The organism is Paenibacillus sp. (genome assembly GCF_035645195.1).
Classification (GTDB): Bacteria; Bacillota; Bacilli; order Paenibacillales; family YIM-B00363; genus Paenibacillus_AE.
Genome location: NZ_DASQNA010000020.1, coordinates 1 through 14,486, shown reverse-complemented (window position 1 = coordinate 14,486; position 14,486 = coordinate 1). Strand labels below are relative to the sequence as shown.

Annotated in this window: 10 protein-coding genes and 3 pseudogenes; 2 read left to right on the top strand and 11 right to left on the bottom strand. The window is 62.9% G+C overall.

The features are described from left to right. Nucleotides 1-11 precede the first annotated feature (11 nt). The 8 genes and pseudogenes from VE009_RS11040 to VE009_RS11015 all read right to left on the bottom strand — a co-directional run bounded on the left by VE009_RS11040 (nt 12) and on the right by VE009_RS11015 (nt 7,324). Complete coding sequence (locus VE009_RS11040; RefSeq protein ID WP_325007528.1) at nt 12-1,052, bottom strand: autoinducer 2 ABC transporter substrate-binding protein; 1,041 nt, start codon at nt 1,050-1,052, stop codon at nt 12-14. 119 nt (nt 1,053-1,171) lie between these two features. Then, a complete protein-coding gene (locus VE009_RS27245; protein WP_414694827.1) occupies nt 1,172-2,692 on the bottom strand; it encodes a glycoside hydrolase family 2 TIM barrel-domain containing protein in 1,521 nt (506 codons plus the stop codon). Between the two features lie 261 nt (nt 2,693-2,953). Beyond that, nucleotides 2,954-3,268: pseudogene (locus VE009_RS27240) on the bottom strand (hypothetical protein); the annotation flags it as partial. Nucleotides 3,269-3,313: 45 nt separating this feature from the next. Further along, nucleotides 3,314-3,763, bottom strand: a pseudogene (locus VE009_RS27235) (glycosyl hydrolase 2 galactose-binding domain-containing protein); the annotation flags it as partial. A gap of 484 nt (nt 3,764-4,247) precedes the next feature. After that, complete coding sequence (locus tag VE009_RS11030; protein WP_325007526.1) at nt 4,248-5,630, bottom strand: MDR family MFS transporter; 1,383 nt, start codon at nt 5,628-5,630, stop codon at nt 4,248-4,250. Nucleotides 5,631-5,675: 45 nt separating this feature from the next. Then, the gene (locus VE009_RS11025) at nt 5,676-5,963 is read right to left on the bottom strand and encodes a Fe-S cluster assembly protein HesB (RefSeq protein ID WP_325007525.1); all 288 of its coding nucleotides are present in this window, start codon (nt 5,961-5,963) and stop codon (nt 5,676-5,678) included. A gap of 38 nt (nt 5,964-6,001) precedes the next feature. After that, nucleotides 6,002-6,937, bottom strand: coding sequence for an MsnO8 family LLM class oxidoreductase (locus VE009_RS11020; protein ID WP_325007524.1), 936 nt, complete (start codon nt 6,935-6,937; stop codon nt 6,002-6,004). Between the two features lie 48 nt (nt 6,938-6,985). After that, nucleotides 6,986-7,324 (bottom strand): hypothetical protein, encoded by a 339-nt coding sequence (locus tag VE009_RS11015; RefSeq protein ID WP_325007523.1) that lies wholly within the window; start codon nt 7,322-7,324, stop codon nt 6,986-6,988. 184 nt (nt 7,325-7,508) lie between these two features. Between VE009_RS11015 and msrA the strand changes: the two genes are divergently transcribed. Beyond that, nucleotides 7,509-8,468, top strand: a complete 960-nt coding sequence (gene msrA / locus VE009_RS11010) for a peptide-methionine (S)-S-oxide reductase MsrA (protein WP_325007521.1) — start codon at nt 7,509-7,511, stop codon at nt 8,466-8,468. A 21-nt stretch (nt 8,469-8,489) separates the two neighbouring features. Here msrA and VE009_RS11005 read toward each other — a convergent pair whose 3' ends face one another. Then, nucleotides 8,490-9,758: a helix-turn-helix domain-containing protein gene (locus VE009_RS11005; protein WP_325007519.1), complete on the bottom strand. Its 1,269-nt coding sequence runs from the start codon at nt 9,756-9,758 to the stop codon at nt 8,490-8,492. A 147-nt stretch (nt 9,759-9,905) separates the two neighbouring features. Here VE009_RS11005 and VE009_RS11000 point away from each other — a divergent pair, with 147 nt between their 5' ends. Beyond that, the gene (locus VE009_RS11000) at nt 9,906-12,173 is read left to right on the top strand and encodes a beta-glucosidase (protein ID WP_325007518.1); all 2,268 of its coding nucleotides are present in this window, start codon (nt 9,906-9,908) and stop codon (nt 12,171-12,173) included. A 42-nt stretch (nt 12,174-12,215) separates the two neighbouring features. Here VE009_RS11000 and VE009_RS10995 read toward each other — a convergent pair whose 3' ends face one another. Then, nucleotides 12,216-14,123, bottom strand: coding sequence for a DUF2961 domain-containing protein (locus VE009_RS10995; protein WP_325007516.1), 1,908 nt, complete (start codon nt 14,121-14,123; stop codon nt 12,216-12,218). Between the two features lie 203 nt (nt 14,124-14,326). Next, a pseudogene (locus VE009_RS10990) lies at nt 14,327-14,486 on the bottom strand (group II intron reverse transcriptase/maturase); the annotation flags it as partial.

Below are 14,486 nucleotides of genomic sequence, written 5' to 3'. Positions count from 1 at the left end.
TTTTCCACCCGTTAGAAATCATATTGATCCACGTTGTCCTCCGTGAAGTCGAGCGGCTCTCCCATGATCACCATGTCCCCGTTCACCCGAATGTTGCCGACTTTGTACACCTCTTGCCCGTCGTAGGGCAGTTTGCCGTCCAAATAATCCTTCGCCAGCACGACGGTCAAATACCCGAGCTTCTTCGGGCTCCACAGCGTGGCGACCTGCGCGCTGCCTTCCTTCAGATGCTCCCGCATCACGTTCGGGGTCGACAAGCCGACGACGCGGACGACTCCCGCTTTGCCGGCTTCCTTGACGGCTTGCGCCGCGGCCGGCGGACCGACGGACGAATTGCCGATAATGCCGTCGAGCTCCGGGTAGTCGCGCAGCAGCCGCTTCGCCACCTCATACGCTTTCTCCGTGTCATCGTCCGTCGCCTCGATCGCGAGCAGCTTCATGTTCGGGTAATATTGACGACGCTGCGTCTCGATCCATTCGATCCATTCGTTTAAATTCGAGGCGGACAGCGCGCCCGTCATAATCGCGAACTCGCCCTCTTCCCGCGTGCTCCACGCGAGCGTGTCCATCAAATGGCGGCCCAGCGTTTCCGGATCGACCATGTTGACGAAAATTTCCCGGCCCGCCGGCGCGGTGTCCGCATCCCACGTCATGACCCGGATCCCTTCGCGCCTCGCCTCCGCCAGCACCGGCAGCAGCTTCTCCGGGTCGTTCGCCGACACCGCGAGCAGGTCGACCGACTCCTCGATCAGCCCGCGGATCACCTCGATCTGCTCCTCGGAGTCCGCCACCTCCGGACCGCGGTACACGACCTCGACGCCGAGATCGAGCGCCGCCTCCTTCGCCCCGTCGGCCGCGACGTCGAAATACGGAATGCCCGCCACCTTCGGCACGAGGGCGATCGTATATTTCCGGGCGTTCTGCGTCGCCTCCGCCGCGCCGCTCGTTTCCATCGAATAGATAACCTCGTACTTTTCCGCGAACGGCCGCAAATTGCAACCGCTTACGAAGATGGCGGCGAGCAGCGCCGCCCCCATCCATAGCATCCGCATGTTCCGGGCCCCCTCTGCCTATATCTTTCGCCCTAATCTACTATTGAAGATACTCCGTCGAAACCGATCCGTAAAGCGAAAAAGCCGGCGGTCGGCCGGCTTTCCCTGGATAAATGTTGTTATTTCGCCTCGGTACCGGCCGATGCGGCCGTTCGCTCCGCGTTCAATGCGCCTACCGTCACGCCGTCAAGCGACGCGCCGTCTCCCGCTTCGAACGCGAGCGCGCGCGCTTCGCCGGGCAGCAGGCCGAAGTCGTTGTCCGCGAGGTAGCAGTCCCAATCGTCCGGGAAACCGTCGACGACGACGCGGACGGCGGGCACCTCGCCGACGTTGCGAATGCGGATCGCGCCGCCCGCGGCGCCTCGCTCGATGCTCCACGCAAGGCGCGTGGCGGGGAGCCGATGCAGCGGCGCGTCCGCGATGTTCGCGTACAGCTCGAACGCCTGCCGCGCCTCGTCGCCCGGATACTCGTTGTCGTTATGGCGATGGCTCCGCTCGAATGCGAGCAGCTCCTCGCTTTTCTTCTGGGCGTTGAACCAATACCACTGGTCGGCGATCGGCGTGCCGTCGGCCGCGCGGAGCGACACCGCGAGCAGGAACGGCTCGATCTCGCTCGTCTCCGTCAGCGGTACGGCGAGGCGCCCGATCTCCCGCACCGCGTTCGCTTCCAGCGTAACGCCGTCATACCGGCGCGATGCCAGCTCCTGCAGCCCGCTCCCGTACAGCGTCGCGGCGACGATGGCGCCCGCGAGCGGCTCCCGCGTTTCGTTGGCGGCATGGATGGCCGCTTCGAACGTCTCGCCGGCGGTCCAGCCGTTCATTTTCGTATAGGTGGCGAATACGTTGCGCGGGCGGCACACCTGCATCGCTCGATAGTAGCTCAGCTTCGGCGTGCCGTAGTAGTCGACCACCGCCCACGAGTGGCCCGGGAACAGGTCGGAAAATTTATAGTACCAAAACCCCGACTTCGCCCTGTTCGCGCCCGCGCGCTGCACCTCTGCCGTAAAGCGGAGCGTGTCGCCCTGCGCCGTTTGCGAGTAATACGTGTAATCGTCCCAGCCGCGGATCGGGCCGTAGGCGCCGTAACGCATCACCTTGATCGTATCCTTCAAGCTGAATTGATGCGAATGCGCAAGCAGGCCGCGGCTTTCTTCGGTCGGCGGCCACTGCTCGAGCGCGTCCGCCGGCACGTATTTCAGCGTGCTCGACCGGTTCGTCATGCTCGGGATGCCATATTCGCCGTAGAAGACGGACGGCATCGCGAGCGTCGCCTCGTCCATCGGCTCGCCGAAATGATACACGTGCCAGTTATGCACGCTGCCGCCCCACGGGTCGGTCCGATGATACGGCCGCGACGGGTCGAGCAGCCGGCAGCGCCGCCCGACGAGGAACAGCCCTTCGTCCGCGCCGCCGTGCGGGCCGTTCTCGTTGCCGCCGCCCCACATGACGAGCGACGGATGGTTGCGAAGCCGCTTGACCGAGCGGGCGACTTGGCGGTCGAGGACGCCGAGATCGGTGTGCGGCGAATCGATCGGCCCCCAGCAGAGCGGGAACTCCTGGTACACCATGATGCCCTTCTCGTCGCAAAGGCGGTAAAACAAGTCCGATTCGACGATGCCGCCGCCCCAAGCGCGCAGCATTTGGACGTGGCCGCGGCGCGCCAGCTCGAGATGGCGCTCGTACTTCGCCTCGTCCAGCTCGAGCATCGGGTCCGGCCAGCACCAGTTCGCGCCTTTGATGAACATCGGCACGCCGTTGATGACGAATTGCCAGCGGTAATCCTCCTCCGGCTTCGCTTCCTCCATCGGGCGCATCTCGATCGTCCGAACGCCGAAATCGACCGCGGCGCCAGCGGCCGGCTCGGACGCCGGAGCGCCCTCAAGCCGCGCGGCGAGCGACAGCCGGTACAGCGACGGCTCGCCGTACCCGACCGGCCACCACAGCGCCGGAGACGGCAGCGCGAGCTCCGCACGGAACCGGCTGCGTCCGTAGGCGGCCTCGACGCGGCTGCGAAACCGCAGCGGCGCTTCGCCGGCCGCGCCGCCCTTGCGCGCGATTTCGCCTTCGACGACGACCGTCGCGCGGTCCGCGAGCCGGCTGTCCACCGTGAATTCGATCGCAAGGTTCGCCGCGTCCGCGCCGATCGACTGCGTCACGACGTACGGATCGACGACCGCGACGTCCGGCTCCGCTCGAAGCCAGACGTCTTGCCAGATGCCGAGCGAGATGAGATGGCCGTAATGCCAGCCGTAGCCCGGGCTCCCCTTCAGAAGACCGTTCCACGTCTGGGGCGCTTGGTCGACGCGCACGACGAGCTCGTTCGGCCCGTCGAAGCGGATGAGGCCGCTGACGTCGAGTTCCGGGCCGCCGAACATCCCTTGGTGATGGCCGAGCGACACGCCGTTCAGGAACACGGTCCCCGAATAGTCGATGCCGTCGAAGCGCAGCGTCAGCCGCCGCCCTCGCCAAGCGGCCGGAGCGTCGAACGTCTTCGCGAACCACCAGTCGCGGCTTTCCGCCCGCGTCCGCCGGAACCACAGCGGCAGCTCCTGCGGCACGCCGTGCTGCTCCAGCTCGTCGATCGTATTCGTGTTCCACAGGGGGTCTGGCAGCTCGCCGAGCTCCATCAGCGCCTTCTGCACGGTCGTCGGCACCGTCACTTCGTACCAGCCGCTGCGGTCGTACCCCGGCAGGTACCATTGCTCCGCCATGCCGGGGCTCAGCTTCGGCCGTCTCCCGAACCAGCCCGTGCCGGGCGCGGGCGCGCCGGGATCCTCCGGATCGCAGTCCTTCATGCGCCACGTTCCGGACAAGAGAAGCGCTTCGCCGGCCGCCGCGGGCAGCTCGCCGTCCGCCGGCTCGACCGGCGCCGCGCGGACCGGCAGGCGGCTCTCCGCCTCGACCAGCGCATCGCCGTGCAGCGGCGATCGCGCATACGCCTCGTCCTGCACTTCGTCAAGATAGCGCTTCCCATCCGCGGCAGGGCCGTAATAACGAATGTCGTCTCCCATATATAAACCTCTCTTCTATGATCGGATTTAAGACTTCTTCGTATATTATCGGGTCTGCCGCGTTCGAAGTCAATCGTTTTTCATCGTTTGGTAACGTTTATTATCGCTTTTGACAAACCTCCCTCTTTCGCCGCCAAAAAAAGCCGATCGGCTCTGCCGCCGACCGGCTTTCTGTAACGGGATATTATGCCGCGGAAGCTTGCCGCTCCTGAGGCCGCTTCGGGATCCACAGCGTGATCGCGAGGCTGAGCACGCTGATCGCCGCCGAGATGAGGAAGACGGCGTGAAGCCCTTCCGCGAGGCTCGTCGCGAGGTACGCGTTCAGCGCGGAGCCGAGCACCGCCACGCCGATCGTCTGGCCGAGCGTCCGCAGCAGCATGTTCGAGGCGCCGGCGGCGCCGCGCATCTCAATGCCGACGGACGACTGGATGACGAGCGTGAACACGGTGAACGCGATGCCGAAGCCGAGGCCGCTGACGAAGATGAACGCGACGATCAGCCACAGCGGCGTCGCCGTCGAAATCGCCGCGAGCGCCGCCGAGCCGGCGACGATCAGCCCACCGCCGAGCAGCGCGGCGCCTCTCGTGCCCATGCGCTTCAGCACCGCCGCGCAGCCCATCGCGCCCAGCGGCCAGCCGACGCACAGCGGGATGAGCGTAATGCCGGACGCCGTCGCCCCCATATGGAGCACATTCTGCGTCCACAGCGGCAAATACGCGGTGAGGCCGATCAGAATGGCGCTCGTCAGGAAGCTCGCCGCGTTCGAGACGGCGACGTCCTTGAAGCGGAACAGCTTAAGCGGCATCATCGGCTCTTCGTGCCGGGCTTGAATGAAGAAGAACGCGCCGAGGAACACCGCCGCGGTCGCATACAGTCCGTACAGCCAGCCTGCGGTCAACTCGTGCCCTTCGCCCGTTTCGCCGCCGACGGAGAGCAGCGCGTATAGCAGCGCCGTCATCCCGATCGTGAACGTCAGCGCGCCCCCGTAATCGATCTTCCGCTTTCGTTTCTCGATCGTCTCCTTAAAGTACTTGCCGATCATCCACATCGACACGAGACCGAACGGGAGATTCATATAAAACACCCATCGCCAGGAGACGAAATCGACCAAAAAGCCGCCGAGCAGCGGACCGAAAATGCCCGCGATGCCCCACATCGAGCTGACGAGTCCTTGCACTTTGGCGCGCTGCTCGAAGGTGAAGGCGTCGGCGATGATCGTGAACGTCACCGGGTTGACCGCCCCCGCTCCGATGCCTTGGACGGCGCGGAACGCGATGAGCAGCTCCATCGTCGGCGCGGCGCCGCACAGCAGCGAACCGGCCAAAAACACGATCACGCCGATGATGTAAATCGTTTTGCGCCCGACGAGGTCGGACAACTTTCCCCAAATCGGCGTCGACACCGCCGTCGTCAGCAAATACGCCGCGAACACCCAGCTCATCTGCTCGAAGCCGCCCAGATGCTCCGCGATTTGCGGCATCGCCGTGCTGATGATCGTTACTTCGATGGCGGCGAGGAACGTCGAGATCAACAACGCTGCCGTAATTTTTCGCTGCACTGCATTCATCGGTTTTCGTTTCTCCTCACCCGAGACGCTGTAAACTTGTATACGCTACCCTTCTTTAACGACGAAACGAACGTCCATCCCGCTCGCGTCGATCGTCACGTGCTTGTCGCGGAAATACCACGCATCCTTCTCGTCGATGAAAAAGAGCATGCCGTCCGCTTCCGCCTGCATCGCCATCCCTTCGGCGCTCGGGCGCTCCTTCAAAATGCCGACGGCGTACGGCTCCCCGCCGCCGCCCGCATAGCGGACGTATACGCGGACGAGCTCCCCTTCGTCGAAGCCCCATTCGTCCTTCAGGCAAGCCGCCGCTTGCTCGGTAATTTCCAATTTCATTCGGACCCCTCGTTTCTTCTCGATGCGGAAGCGGCGCGTCACGGCGCCGCCCCGGCCAACAATTCGTAAGAGCGAATGCGCAGCTCGTAATCCGGAATCATCGTCACGATCAGCCATTCGTCCGCGCCGTACAGCGACTGCAGCTCCGCAAGCCGACTGCGGACCGTCTTCGGCGAGCCGACGATCCGCTTTCGTTCGTCCGCTTCGCGTCCCTCCGCGCCTTCGTTCATAAATCCCGGCGTGCGCGACGCCAGCTCGCGCGCCTCCTCGTCCGTCGGCGCGCAGACGACGCCGACGGCCGCGATCGCCTTCGGTTCCCGCAAGAACGGCGAAGGTTTGAACGCTTCGCGGTAGGCGCGAATCGCCTCATCCCCCGGCGTATCGCTCATAAACTGCCCGAACGCGTACCCGAGGCCGAGCTCGGCGGCGTACGCCGCGCTTTTCGCGTTCGTGCCGAGCATCCACAGCTCGGGCGGCGCCGGCGGCGTCGGGCGGGCGCGCACCGGCTGTCCCTCGTACGCGTACGTGCCCGCGAACAGCTCGGTCAGCTCCCGCAGCGTATCCGGCAGCTGCCTCACCCGCTCGAGGAAGTTGCCGCTGAGCGCCATGCTGACGTGCGCGTTCCCGCCCGGCGCCCGGCCGAGTCCAAGGTCGATGCGGTTTGGGTACAGCACCGCGAGCATGTGGAACGTCTCCGCCACCTTCAGCGGCTTGTAATGCGGCAGCAGCAGCGCCCCGGTCCCGAGGCGGATCGCATTCGTGCGCGCCCCGATATGGGCGAGCAAAATTTCCGGCGCCGGACAAGCGAGCCCCGGCATATCGTGATGCTCGGCCGCCCAATAGCGGCGGTAGCCGGACGCCTCGGCCGCGCGGGCGAGCCGGACCGCCTGCGCGAGCGCCCCGGCGTCGTCCGTCCCGTCGAACGCGGGGACGAGGTCCAGCACGCCGAGCGTCAGCGGAGCTGCGTGTTCCAAATCGAGTCCCCCTTTGCCTCGGTCAAGCGCGGTCCGCAATGATCGAGCTTACCCCCGCGCCGGGGACCGGTAAAACTCGATCGTATCGATGAAGTTGACGCGGTACCGCTCCATGACGTCTTCCAACGAATAAAGACGCCCCGCCCCGCCTTCTTTCATCGCGAAGACGATATCGTGGCGCAGGTCGTCCGCGGCGATTTTGCCGATCCACTGCCCGTCGTACGCCGCGTATTCTTCCTGGAACGCGTCCGTCATCCGTAGCATCCTGCGGTACGAGCGCTCGACCAGCGCGTTGACGAGCGTCACCTCGTCCGCTTCCTTGCGTACCGGCGTATAATAATTGCCTCGTTCGTCTTTGATCAAATCCGTGAAAAGCTCGATCTCCATCGGCGCACCGATCCTTCCCCATCAAATGGCGATTGCTGCCATCGCTAGTGTTTGCCCATCGGCCGCAAAATAACACGGGACGCGCATGATGTTCGGCGTGCGGCGCGCGTTTCGTGACGTGGCGGCATTCATCTGATATAATTCCTATAACAGTTTAGATGAATTCGATTCGAGGTGTCAAATAATGACAGTTTTATATGAAAAGGCGACGTTCGCGGGCGGCTGCTTTTGGTGCATGGTGAAGCCGTTCGACGAGCAGCCGGGCATCGTCTCCGTCGTGTCCGGCTACACAGGCGGCCATGTGGAAAACCCGACGTACGAAGAGGTGTGCAGCGATACGACGGGTCATTACGAGGCGGTGCAAATTACGTACGATCCCGAGGTGTTCCCGTACGAGAAGCTGTTAGAATTGTTCTGGCAGCAAATCGATCCGACCGACCCCGGCGGGCAGTTCGCCGACCGCGGCTCCTCGTACCGGACGGCGATTTTCGTGCATTCCGAGGAACAACGGGTGCTGGCGGAGCGCTCGAAAGAAGAGCTCGCCGCGAGCGGCCGCTTCGCGAAGCCGATCGTGACGCCGATTTTGCCGGCGGCGCCGTTCTACCCGGCGGAAGATTATCATCAGGGGTACTACAAAACGAACCCGGTTCGGTACAAAGCATACTTCGCCGGCTCGGGGCGCGAGAAGTTTCTCCGCGAGACGTGGAAGGATCGCGAGAAGGACGCGGAGCTGCGGCGCCGCCTCACGCCGCTGCAGTACGAGGTGACGCAAAACAACGCCACCGAGCCGCCGTTCCGTAACGAATACTGGGACCATAAAGAAGAAGGCATCTACGTCGACATCGTCACGGGCGAACCGCTGTTCAGCTCGCTCGACAAATTCGACTCGCACTGCGGCTGGCCGTCGTTCACGAAACCGATCGAGCCGACCGTCGTCAGCGAGCATATCGACCTCAGCCACAACATGATCCGAATGGAAATTCGGAACAAAGACGGCAGCTCGCATCTCGGCCATCTGTTCGACGACGGCCCGAAGCCGACCGGCATGCGGTACTGCATCAACTCCGCGGCGCTGCGGTTCATCCCGAAACACAAAATGGCGGAAGAAGGCTACGGCGAGCTGCTCTCGCTGTTCGACCGATAACCAAGCGACTTGTCTGGGCTCTTAGAGCTCAGGTTGGCGGAATGAAGCGTCACCCGCCGGCGCGACGCCGTGCCCGTCGCGGTACTGCTTCGGGGTGGCGCCGGCGTGCCGCTTGAACACTTTGGTGAAATAGGTTTGGTCGGCGAAGCCGAGGCGCGCGCAAATGCGCGAGATCGGCTCGTCGGTCAGCGCGAGCAGCTTCTTCGCTTCCTCCACTCGTTCCTTTTGGATATACAAGCTGATCGGCATCCCCGTCTCCATCTTGAACAATTGCGATAAGTAATTGGCATGCAGCCCCGCGGCCGCCGCCAGCTTCTCGAGCGTCAGCGGCTCGTACAAATGATTCGAGATATAATTCAGGCACGCCGCCACCGCCCTCGAGACGTTGCGCCGCCTGCTCGCCGCGACCCGCTCCGCGAATTCGAGCATCGCGTCGTGCAGCGCCAGTTCGACATGCTTGCTCTCCCGAAGCTCTTCGATATGCTGAATGTACAAATCGCTGAGCGAGTACGCCGTTTCCGCGTCCAATCCGCCCTCCATCGCCGCCCGCGTAGCCAACGTAATGGCGCAGTACGATAAATTTTTTTGGCTTCGCAGCCGGCTCCGCTTCGAGAGCACGCCCGCCTCCTCTTCGCTGAACGAATTCAACATCTCTAGGAGCGCCGTTTTGTTTCCGTTCCGGATGTGGCCGATCATGATGCGCTCCTTCGCAGGGTCCATATGGAAGCGCCCCTCTTCCCTGCGGCTCGCTACATCCAACTCGACGCTCTCCGTCATGAGAAGCCTCGGCTCGTACGTGTGGTTGTATTCGAGCACGTCGGTGAAATCGAGCGTTGCCCGATGCAGCAAATAGTGCGCGAGCAGCCCCAAGCGCAGCAGCCGAAGCTTCGGCACGACCGGCAGCTGCGTGAGGTACGACCGCCATCCGTCCTGATGCTTGCTCGGCACGTTGTTGTCGTACAGCACTCCCGCGACGGTGTCCTCCGTCCAATGCGCGTACGCGGACGGCCCGATCGCGAGCGTCCCCGCGTCCCGCCCGTCTCGGCGCACCGGAACGAGGACGAAATTTTCGAGGAAGTTCGTCGTATGGATGACCGGTACGGGCACGTCCCGGCGGTTCGCGACGAGCGCACGCATCAAATCCTGCGGATCGGAAAACAGCGGCCCGACGGGCACGGCCCCCGCGGCTTGCGCCGTCGTCTCCCCCGCCGCGTCCGCGTACATGACCGGAAGGTCGAACGACTCGTGCAGCAGTTTGCAAATATATTGGAAATGTTCGTCCTCAAACATGCTCTCCCGCGCCTCCATACCATTCACCTTCATTTATTTCAATATTTCTTAACATAATACCATAACCAACCCGAGCGCTGCCGTATGATGAGTGATATGCATTGGAATAAAACGCTTCCACATCCATTATCCCTTAGGAGGTTCCATATGAGCAGAGACCTGAAAGCATTGATCGCTCAAATGACGCTGGAGGAGAAAGCCGGTCTATGTTCCGGCCTCGATTTCTGGCACCTGAAAGGCGTCGAGCGCCTCGGCATCCCGTCGATCATGGTGACGGACGGACCGCACGGCTTGCGCAAGCAGCGCGCGGACGCCGACCACCTCGGATTGTTCGACAGCGTGCCGGCGACGTGTTTCCCTTCGGCCGCGGGCCTTGCCGGTTCGTGGGACCGCGATTTGATCCGAAGCGTCGGCGTCGCGCTGGGCGAAGAATGCCAAGCGGAGAACGTCGCCGTGCTGCTCGGACCGGGCGCCAACATTAAGCGTTCGCCGCTGTGCGGCCGCAACTTCGAATATTTCTCGGAAGATCCGTACCTCTCCTCCGAAATGGCCGCGAACCATATCGCGGGCGTGCAGAGCCAAGGCGTCGGCACGTCGCTGAAGCATTTCGCGGCGAACAACCAAGAGCATCGCCGCATGTCGGTCGACGCCGTCATCGACGAGCGGACGCTGCGCGAAATTTATCTCGCCAGCTTCGAGGGCGCCGTCCGTCAATCGCAGCCGTGGACGGTCATGTGCTCGTACAACCGCGTCAACGGCACGTACGCGTCCGAGCACCCGTATTTGCTGACCGACATTTTGAAGGAAGAATGGGGCCATGAAGGCTTCGTCGTCTCCGACTGGGGCGCGGTCAACGAGCGGGACGACGCGCTGGCGGCGGGCCTCGAGCTCGAGATGCCGGCGAGCAGCGGCGTCGGCGAGCGGAAGGTGATCGACGCGGTGAACAGCGGCAAGCTGTCCGAAGAAGCGCTCGATCGCGCCGTAGAGCGGCTGCTCCGGATCATTTTCATGGCGGTCGACAACAAGAAGCCGAACGCGGCGTACGACAAAGACGCGCATCACGCGCTGGCGCGGAAGGTCGCGGCGGAAAGCATGGTGCTGCTGAAAAACGAAGGCGGCGTACTGCCGCTGAAAAGAAATGCGAAATTGGCGGTCGTCGGCGCCTTCGCGGAGAAGCCTCGCTACCAAGGCGGCGGCAGCTCCCACATCAACCCGACGAAGCTCGATTCTCCGATCGAGGAAATCAAGAAGCTGGCTTCCGGCGAAGTCGCGTACGCGCAGGGGTATCGGGTCGAATCCGACGAAACCGACGAAGCGCTCCTTGCGGAAGCGAAGCAGGCCGCGGCCGCGGCGGACGCCGTCGTCGTCATCGCCGGCTTGCCGGACCGTTATGAATCCGAAGGCTACGACCGCACGCATCTGAACCTGCCGGCCAACCAGAACGCGCTGATCGCCGCGCTGGCCGAAGTGCAGCCGAACCTCGTCGTCGTACTCCTGAACGGCGCGCCGGTCGAAATGCCGTGGGCGAGCCGCGCGAAGGGCATCCTCGAAGCGTACCTCGGCGGACAAGCGGTCGGCGGCGCCATCGCGGACCTCTTGTACGGCGAAGTCAACCCGAGCGGCAAGCTGGCGGAGACGTTCCCGGCGAAGCTCAGCGACAACCCGTCGTACCTGTTCTTCCCGGGCGAAGGCGACCGTGTCGAGTACCGCGAGGGCATTTACGTCGGCTACCGTTACTACGACGCGAAGCAGGTCGAGCCGCTGTTCCCGTTCGGCCACGGCCTCAGCTACACGGCGTTCGAATACACGGGCATCGCGGTCGATCGGAGCCGCATTAAGGATACAGAGACGGTCCGCGTGCAGGTGACAGTGAAAAACGCGGGCGACCGCGCGGGCAAAGAAGTTGTGCAGCTGTACGTGAAAGACGCGGTCAGCAGCGTTCATCGCCCGGAGAAGGAGCTGAAAGGCTTCGCGAAGGTCGAGCTGCAGCCGGGCGAAGAGAAGACGGTCGAAATCGTACTCGATAAGCGCGCGTTCGCGTACTATAATGTTCAGCTGAAGGATTGGCATGTGGAGAGCGGCGAGTTCGTCCTGCTGGCCGGCGCGTCGTCCCGCGACATTCGCCTGCAGGAGACGGTCTACGTCGAATCGACGGTCGACATCAAGCGCGCGTACGACCGCAACTCGACGCTCGGCGATGTGCTCTCCGACCCGCGCACGGCTGCGATGGCGCAGGCGTTCATGAAGTCGTACCTCGAAGCGAGCGGATTTTCGGCGGAAGCCGCAGGCGAAGACCACGCGGCCATGATGGAAGCGATGATGCGGTATATGCCGCTCCGCGGCGTCGTCGCGTTCAGCTCCGGCAAAGTGAGCGAAGAGCAGCTCAACGCGTTTTTGGAAGAAGTCAATCGGTAAAAAAGAAGGGTACTCGCCGGCGGCGGGTACCCTTCTCTTTGGTTAAACCAAACTATAAATCCAGTAATAAAACTCGTTCCAAACGCGGGTCTCGCCCGCTTGAACGTATTCCAGCTTGATCGTAAGTTCGTGCTTACCCGCCGTATACGCCGCCGGAATGTCGAATTCGTCCTCGAGCCACCGCTTGTACGGATTCCGGTCCGCGTAATACCAGCTGCGCTCTTTCACGAGAACGCCGTCCACGTACACGTTCGCCTTTTGCCGGCCGGTCATCTGGTCCGACCGTCTCCGCAGGCGCACGCCTTTGTTGTTCGGCGCAATCGTGACGATAAACTCGCTCGCTCCTTCGATTTCGTGCCCCGTGTCGCGGATGAGCTTGTGATCCTCGTCGCCTTCGTAATACGACTCCAGCGTGTAATACCCGCGGCTGCCGGTGGCGCGATAGCTGTGGATGCCTTCGGACGCTTTGTTGCCGACGTCGAGTTCGTCCGTCAGCACGAGGCCCGCTTCATCGACGCCATAATAGAACAACGCGCCGGAGTGCCGGATGTACTGGTTGTTGTACTCGCCCGCTTCGATGCCGAAGACGAGCTCCGACCGGAACGGGTACCAATCGCCGCCGCACAGCCGCACCATCGACCACGGGTTGTCGGGCAGCCCGTCGTAGGCGCTCGACGGATTCGTCTCGGGCGGCGTCGGGAAGCCCCAGCCGTAGCACACCCAGCTCTCGGAGCCGTCGCTTTCGACCTGCGGCGTCGCGATGCCGTCGATATGGACGCGGACATCGCCCTCGCAGCTGATCATGCCGCTCTTGCGCGTAAAGCCGGTCACATGGCCCGCCACGAGATGGCCGCGGCCCCGGATCGTGCCGATGATGCTGTCGGCGCCCTGCGTCGCCTTCGACTCGTAATACGGCGTCGAGCGGAAATAGCCGGCGCTCCCTTCGGCGTACGTATCGTTGTAGTCCCCAGTGACGCGCGTCTCCCACGAGGCGAACACGACCTCGGTTTCGCCTTTGTTGATCAGCTCGATGCGGGCGCTCTTCCAATACGGCATCGAGAAATAATTGTACATCCGGCCGTCCGGACGAATGCCGTGCGACAGCACGCCGACGTGGTTGTACCCGAGCTCGTTCGCGAAGAACACGCCGATCGGGCAGTCGACGTCCGGCTGCGCATGGTCGTCCCACGTCGCGCGAATCCACACGTTCAGCAGATCGGCAGGCTTCAGCGCTGCGGACTCCGCCAAGATGGAGACGACGCTGCCTTGCCCGCGTTCGTCCAGCACCGTCGCCGTTTCGCCCGGACCGATCATAAGCCGCTCATGCGCGGCGGCCTTCGACGAAGTTTCCGGCTTCGGGTCTTCCCCGACGTTCCGCCACATGTCGAGCACGCGATCGTACGATTCGCCGCCGGTGAACGTGTCGACGCCGTCGGCGGCATCATACGCGTGGTACACGACGTGCCCCCAGCCGCCGTCGCCTTTGTTCGGTCCCTTCAACTGCAGATCGGTCGTAATTTTACAGGACGTGCGGAACGGCATCGGCACGAAGCTCCGCACGACCCGGATCGGGCCGCGGCCGTTGTCGTCGGGACCGAGGTACGCGTCCGCCAGGGGCGAGACGAACGGCGCCTTGCTGCCGAATTCCGACGGCTTGATTTCGAAGCGCGGCCGCTCCTCGCCGTCGAAATAAAATCGGAACGTCGGCTCCTTGCTTTCCGGATACCGATGCTGGACGAAATTGTAGATGCAGCCGGGGCCGTCGACGTCGAAAATGACCCATTCGTCGCGGTCGCGGTACAGCCACCAATCCCAATCCGCGTTAAAGCCTTGTTTATCGATGCTGCCTTCGTAGCGGACTTGCACGCCGTCGCGCAGCAGCGGCAGCAAATCGAACCGTTCCAGGTTCGCAAGCCCTTTCGGTTGCAGGATAGGTTTCGTCGTGGACACCGGTCAGCCCTCCAAAATTCGGGATTTATTTTTTCCTTTGCGATCGAAATATGATGTTTTTTATTATCGTTTTATATTATATATTATCAGAAACCCGATCCGTCAAGGGAAAAATCGCGATTGAATCGAGTAGGAGAGGGCGGCAAGCCCTCGACCTCTCACACCACCGTACATGCGGGTCCGCATACGGCGGTTCCTAAAGGTTAACGAATCTCAAGATAACGAAAAGTCAGACTCAATAGCCCTTGGTCGTTCCAGAAGGAGCGATTGAGGGCGTTGTTTGTGTTTCGGGACATCTCCCAGTATCCTCGTCTGGAGTTAGCCATCACTCTTGCCGCCCATTCAGGCACACCTAAGGCACGG